The organism is Pseudomonas avellanae BPIC 631, from assembly GCF_000444135.1.
GTDB lineage: Bacteria > Pseudomonadota > Gammaproteobacteria > Pseudomonadales > Pseudomonadaceae > Aquipseudomonas > Aquipseudomonas avellanae.
In genome coordinates this window covers 1-5913 of sequence record NZ_ATDK01000365.1, presented here as the reverse complement: position 1 = coordinate 5913, position 5913 = coordinate 1, and the positions used below count along the sequence as shown (strand labels likewise).

Annotated in this window: 5 protein-coding genes; 1 reads left to right on the top strand and 4 read right to left on the bottom strand. The window is 57.9% G+C overall.

All coding sequences use genetic code 11. From position 1 onward, the window contains the following. Nucleotides 1–442: 442 nt before the first annotated feature. From DW49_RS0121800 to DW49_RS0121785, 4 genes are read right to left on the bottom strand one after another with little or no spacing between them, the layout of a single operon-like run. Entirely contained in the window at nucleotides 443–1600 is a 1158-nt protein-coding gene (locus DW49_RS0121800; protein ID WP_005620536.1) for an osmoprotectant ABC transporter ATP-binding protein OsmV, read from the bottom strand. Continuing rightward, on the bottom strand, nucleotides 1597–2250 hold the full coding sequence (locus DW49_RS0121795) for an ABC transporter permease (protein ID WP_003379710.1): 654 nt from the start codon (nucleotides 2248–2250) through the stop codon (nucleotides 1597–1599). The genes DW49_RS0121800 and DW49_RS0121795 overlap by 4 nt, the downstream gene beginning before the upstream one ends. 13 nt (nucleotides 2251–2263) lie before the next feature. After that, a complete protein-coding gene (locus tag DW49_RS0121790) occupies nucleotides 2264–3157 on the bottom strand; it encodes a glycine betaine ABC transporter substrate-binding protein (protein WP_005620538.1) in 894 nt (297 codons plus the stop codon). A gap of 14 nt (nucleotides 3158–3171) precedes the next feature. Continuing rightward, a complete protein-coding gene (locus DW49_RS0121785; RefSeq protein ID WP_003379713.1) occupies nucleotides 3172–3885 on the bottom strand; it encodes an ABC transporter permease in 714 nt (237 codons plus the stop codon). Nucleotides 3886–4230: 345 nt separating this feature from the next. On the opposite strand from DW49_RS0121785, the gene DW49_RS0121780 reads away from it, so the two are divergent. After that, nucleotides 4231–5814, top strand: coding sequence for a peptide chain release factor 3 (locus tag DW49_RS0121780; protein ID WP_005620539.1), 1584 nt, complete (start codon nucleotides 4231–4233; stop codon nucleotides 5812–5814). Nucleotides 5815–5913 lie beyond the last annotated feature (99 nt).

Here is a 5913-nt window from a genome sequence, read left to right as displayed (position 1 = left end):
TGGCCAAACTGGATCGTGATGCGTTCTTCAATGCTGAGTTCATGATATGACATAGGTTCACCGTACCGGATTGGTCAGGTGTTGCGCTCAGTTTTTGCCGCCGCCCAGCCTTTTCGTTTACTTCGAAGGAGAAACATTCAATAATCACAACTACATGCTATTTGTCAATGGAGTATATGCATCCGAAGTCACCCAAGGCCACGCCTATTATTCCACCGTTTCAAACGGGGCCTGGCACAGCCTCAAAAAATTTGACGGTGACGACCATTGCGAAGTCTCGTGCAATTATAACGATGCTGCTCATATCCTGTATGAAAGCAAAAGAGCAGATACGCTGTCCTTATCATCAGAAGTGCCATATGCCGACGTCACTTACTGCGACCATGGATTGTAGCCGCCCCCCGTTGCCGCCAGCCCTAAGGGCTGGAGGCAACACAGCCAATCAGGAAGCCACTTGTTCCGCAGGCGACACAATACTGGTCTTCATGCCACGCGAACGGCCCGAACTCAGATACGCCGCAATCGACTCTTGCGTCACTTCACCCAGGAACACATTCTCGGCATCCAGCACCGGTAGCCAGGCGCGGTTGAACTCGTACATGCGCGACAGCAAGATGCGCAAGTGTTCGTCGTAGGCCGCTGTGGCGTTGAATTCGCGCAGGAACTGCGCACACGTGCCTTGCTGACGGTGCAGGTCGCGACGACGCACATAACCCATCGCCTTGTTCTCGCTGTCGGTGACAACGATGTAGCGAAGGTCATTTTCGTCCATCACCTCCAGCGCATCGGCCACCGGGGTTTCCGGGCTGACCGACGGCGCGTTGTCGGCGGCGTCTTCGGCTTTGACCAGCAGCAGGCGCTTGAGCGTGCTGTCCTGACCCACGAAGCTGCTGACGAAGTCGTCAGCCGGATGCGCAAGCAAGGTGTCCGGGTGATCAATCTGTAGCAGTTTGCCGCCGCGGAAGATCGCGATCTTGTCGCCCAGTTTGATAGCTTCGTCGATGTCGTGGCTGACCATGATCACAGTCTTGTTCAGCGCCCGCTGCATCTCGAAGAACTCGTTCTGGATCATCTCGCGGTTGATCGGATCGACCGCGCCGAACGGCTCGTCCATCAGCAGCAACGGCGCGTCTGCGGCCAATGCACGGATAACGCCGATACGCTGTTGCTGGCCACCGGACAGCTCACGCGGGTAGCGATGCAGGTACTGCTTGGGCTCCAGCTTGATCATGCTCATCAGTTCGCGGGCACGGTCATGGCAACGCTGCTTGTCCCAGCCCAGCAATTTGGGCACGACCACGATGTTTTCTTCAATGGTCATGTTAGGGAACAGACCGATCTGCTGGATCACGTAGCCGATGTTGCGGCGCAAGGTCACTTCATCCAGGTCAGTGGTGTCTTCACCGTTGATCAGCACTTTGCCGGAGGTCGGCATGATCAGACGGTTGATCATTTTCAGCGTGGTGCTCTTGCCGCAACCCGACGGGCCGAGGAAGACGCAGATTTCGCCTTCGTTGACCGTGAGGCTGACCGAATCGACAGCCTTCACTTCTTTGCCGTTGCTCTGGAAAGTCTTGGAGAGGTTCTGGAGTTCGATCATTTCAGTAATCCTTTTGGAGTCAGCGTGCGTTGCAGCCATTGCAGAAGCAGGTCGGCGATGATGGCCAGAATGCTGACCAGTACCGCGCCGACGATCAGCATCGACATATCGCTGCGGCTGATAGAAGCAAGAATAAGTACACCCAGACCACCGGCACCGATGGTGGCAGCGATGGTCATGACACCGATGTTCATCACCACGGCGGTGCGCACACCGGCGAGGATGACGGGCACCGCGATAGGCAGTTCAACCATGCGCAGGCGCTGGCCGAAGGTCATGCCGATGCCTTTGGCGGCTTCGCGAATACCCGGCTCGACGCCTGTCAGGGCCAGGTAGGTGTTACGCATGATCGGCAGCAGCGAATAGAGAAACACTGCGGTGATCGCCGGCATCGGGCCAAGGCCCTGGCCAAATTTCGAATAGAACGGCAGCAACAGGCCGAACAAGGCAATGGACGGCACGGTCAGCAGCACGGTGGCGCTGGCTTGCAGCGGGCCGGCCAGCGCCGGAAAGCGGGTCATCAACACGCCCAGCGGCACACCGACGACGATGGCCAGGGTCACAGCAATGCCGACCAGCGTGATGTGCTGCGTGGTCAGATGCAGCACCTGAGCCCAGTCGATCTGGGAGAAAACGTTAAAAAAACTCATGTCGTCTCCGTCCTTAGTTAAGTGGGTGCTGACGCAGGAAATCTGCGGCAACTTTGGATGGACTCTCGTGACCAACATCGATGCGGGCGTTGAGGTCGATCATGGTTTGGGTGTCCAGCAGATCAGCCAAAGGCTTGAGCAACGGGGCAATATCCGGGTGCTTGTCCAAGTAATCCTGACGGATCACCGGCGCGGCGGTGTAGTCCGGGAAGTAACGTTTGTCGTCTTCCAGCACCTTGAGCTTGAAGGCGTTCAAGCGACCGTCAGTGGTGTACACCAGGCCCGCAAACACCTGGCCGTTCCGTAGCGCGGTGTAAACCAGCCCCGCATCCATCTGGCGAGTGTTCTCACGACCGAGATTCATGTCGTAATGCTTGACCATGCCGAGCAGACCGTCGGAACGGTTGGCGAACTCAGTGTCCAGCGCTACGAGATGACCCTCTTTGGCTTCGTCTTTGAGGACTTTGGTCAGGTCGGTCATGGTGTTGACCTGTGGGTACTTGTCAGCGATTTTCTGCGGCAGCGCCAAGGCATAGGTGTTGCTGAATTTCGACGGGGAAAGCCAGACCAAGCCTTTTTTCGCGTCGAGTTCTTTCACCCGAGCGTAGGTTTGTTCGCTGTCGAGCTTTTCATCAACGTGGTTGTAATTCACCAGCGATACGCCGGTGTACTCCCAGATCAGATCCAGTTGAGCACTTTCCTGCGCGCTACGCGCCAGGCTGCTGCCCAGGCCGCCGGTGACTTGAACGTCATAACCCTTTGTACGCAGGTATTGCGCAGTGAGTTCAGACAGAATGGTCTGTTCGGTGAACACCCGCGCTCCGACGCGCAACAGCGGCTTTTCCGCTGCCTGGGCAAATGCCGAAAACAGCAAGGCAAAGCCTAAAAACAAGCATATTCTTTTCATGATAATTCCTTCGCTCAGCGAGCCAGACCGCGTTCCAGCCAGAGACGACTGGCCAGTGTCACCAGCCCGTCAAGCAGCAGCGCCAGCAGAGCGGTACACGCTGCACCCAGCACCAGTTGCGGCTGGTTGTTCAAGGCGATGCCGGGGAAAATCAGGCTGCCGAGGCTGTTCGCACCAATTAGAAAGGCAAGCGGAGCAGTACCGACGTTGATCGCCAGCGCGACGCGCACGCCACCGATGATGATCGGCACGGCGTTGGGCAATTCGACACGCCACAGCACTTGACGCGGGGTCATGCCGATACCGACAGCGGCTTCCTTGAGTGAACCCTGAACGTTTTTCAGGCCTTCATAGGTGTTACGCACGATGGGCAACAACGAGGCGAGAAACAGCGCGAAGATGGCCGGCCCGCTGCCGATCCCGAGAATCCCGAGGGCAATGGCCAGAACGGCGAGAGGCGGAACGGTGTTACCAATGTTGAATATCTGCATGAAGCGTTCGGCGCGACCCACCATGCTCGGTCGGCTGAGGGCGATGCCTGCGGGGATACCGACCACCAGGGCCGCCAACATTGAAACCAGAACCAGAATCAGGTGAGCCTGGAGGTAGAACAGCAGGTCATCCTGGTATTGCTTGATAGTACTGATGCCGATCCAGTGGATCAGCAGGGCCAGGAGTGCGATCACAACCGCACCTCCCAATAGCCCCTTGCCATAGCGATTAGCCACAGGCGGACTCCTTATTTCAGTCGGCGAACGCGTTGACCAGGGCGCCCAAAAAGGACACCGGCAATAACGTTCGCGAAGAGCAGCGGGTGGGTCGCCGGTAAGGGTTTAACCTCGGCGAAAACACAAGCCATAAGCGCAGCTTCGTCAAGCCAACATGCTGATGAATCAGCCCCTTGCGTTGGCTTCGTTGCGAGCCTTGACGGGGGAGTGGACGTCTCCACGGCCTGAAAGGTTCCCACACGAGACACTATCTGGCCATCGTTTATTGTCTGAACGGTTCGGACATTGCCGCGATTTGAGCTATAATCTTCGCCCTTTTTTCGATCCCATCCCAGGCGATTTCCCATGACCCAACAGGCCGCCGAAGTCGCGAAACGCCGCACTTTCGCCATTATTTCCCACCCGGATGCGGGTAAAACCACCATCACGGAAAAACTCCTGCTGATGGGCAAGGCCATTTCCGTCGCCGGTACGGTCAAGTCGCGTAAATCCGACCGCCACGCCACCTCCGACTGGATGGAAATGGAGAAACAGCGCGGTATCTCCATCACCACGTCGGTGATGCAGTTCCCGTATCGCGATCACATGATCAACCTGCTCGACACCCCGGGCCACGAAGACTTCTCCGAAGACACCTACCGCACCCTGACGGCCGTCGACTCGGCATTGATGGTCCTCGACGGCGGTAAAGGCGTCGAGCCACGCACCATCGCCCTGATGGATGTCTGCCGTCTGCGCGACACGCCGATTGTCAGCTTCATTAACAAGCTGGACCGCGACATTCGCGACCCGATAGAGCTGCTCGACGAAATCGAAGCGGTCCTCAAGATCAAGGCTGCGCCGATCACCTGGCCGATTGGCTGCTACCGTGACTTCAAGGGTGTCTATCACCTGGCTGACGACTACATCATTGTTTACACCGCAGGCCACGGTCACGAACGCACCGACACCAAAATCATCCAGAATCTGGACTCAGACGAAGCCCGCGCCCACCTGGGTGACGAGTACGACCGCTTCGTCGAGCAACTGGAACTGGTGCAGGGCGCTTGCCACGAATTCAATCAGCAGGAGTTCATCGACGGCCAACTGACCCCGGTGTTCTTCGGGACGGCTTTGGGCAACTTCGGCGTCGATCACGTACTTGATGCTGTGGTGAACTGGGCGCCGATGCCCCTGGCACGGGTTGCCAACGAGCGCACTGTCGAGCCGGAAGAAGAAAAGTTCGCCGGTTTCGTGTTCAAGATTCAGGCGAACATGGACCCCAAGCACCGCGACCGTATTGCGTTCATGCGCATTTGCTCGGGGCGCTACGAGAAAGGCATGAAAATGCGCCACGTGCGCCTGGGCAAGGACGTACGGATCGGCGACGCGCTGACCTTCTTCTCCTCGGAACGTGAGCAACTCGAAGAAGCCTATGCAGGCGATATCATCGGTCTGCACAACCACGGCACCATCCAGATCGGCGACACCTTCACCGAAGGCGAAGCGCTGGGCTTCACGGGTATTCCGCACTTTGCCCCGGAGCTGTTCCGCCGCGTGCGCCTGAAAGACCCGCTCAAGTCCAAGCAACTGCGACAGGGCCTGCAACAGCTCGCCGAAGAAGGCGCCACGCAGGTGTTTTTCCCGCAGCGCAGCAACGACATCATTCTCGGCGCCGTCGGTGTGCTGCAGTTCGACGTGGTTGCCAGCCGCCTGAAGGAAGAATACAAGGTCGAATGCGCCTACGAGCCGATCACTGTCTGGTCAGCCCGCTGGATCGACTGCGCGGACAAAAAGAAGCTTGAAGAGTTTGAGAACAAGGCCGTGGAAAACCTGGCTGTGGACGGCGGCGGTCACCTGACCTACCTCGCCCCTACCCGCGTGAACCTGGCGCTGATGGAAGAGCGCTGGCCCGACGTGAAATTCCGCGCCACCCGCGAGCATCATTGATAATCCAGGCTATCGTGCGACGCAGAGCGTCGGGAACGGCATTCCCACGCTGGAGCGTGAGGAACGATAATCTCAACGGCGACTATCGTGCGACGCTCC

What these genes read in the sequence shown, in the direction of transcription:
- DW49_RS0121790 (WP_005620538.1), bottom strand. Translation starts at nt 3,157, where the DNA reads ATGAAAAGAATATGCTTGTTTTTAGGCTTTGCCTTGCTGTTTTCGGCA.
- DW49_RS0121780 (WP_005620539.1), top strand. Translation starts at nt 4,231, where the DNA reads ATGACCCAACAGGCCGCCGAAGTCGCGAAACGCCGCACTTTCGCCATT.
- DW49_RS0121795 (WP_003379710.1), bottom strand. Translation starts at nt 2,250, where the DNA reads ATGAGTTTTTTTAACGTTTTCTCCCAGATCGACTGGGCTCAGGTGCTG.
- DW49_RS0121800 (WP_005620536.1), bottom strand. Translation starts at nt 1,600, where the DNA reads ATGATCGAACTCCAGAACCTCTCCAAGACTTTCCAGAGCAACGGCAAA.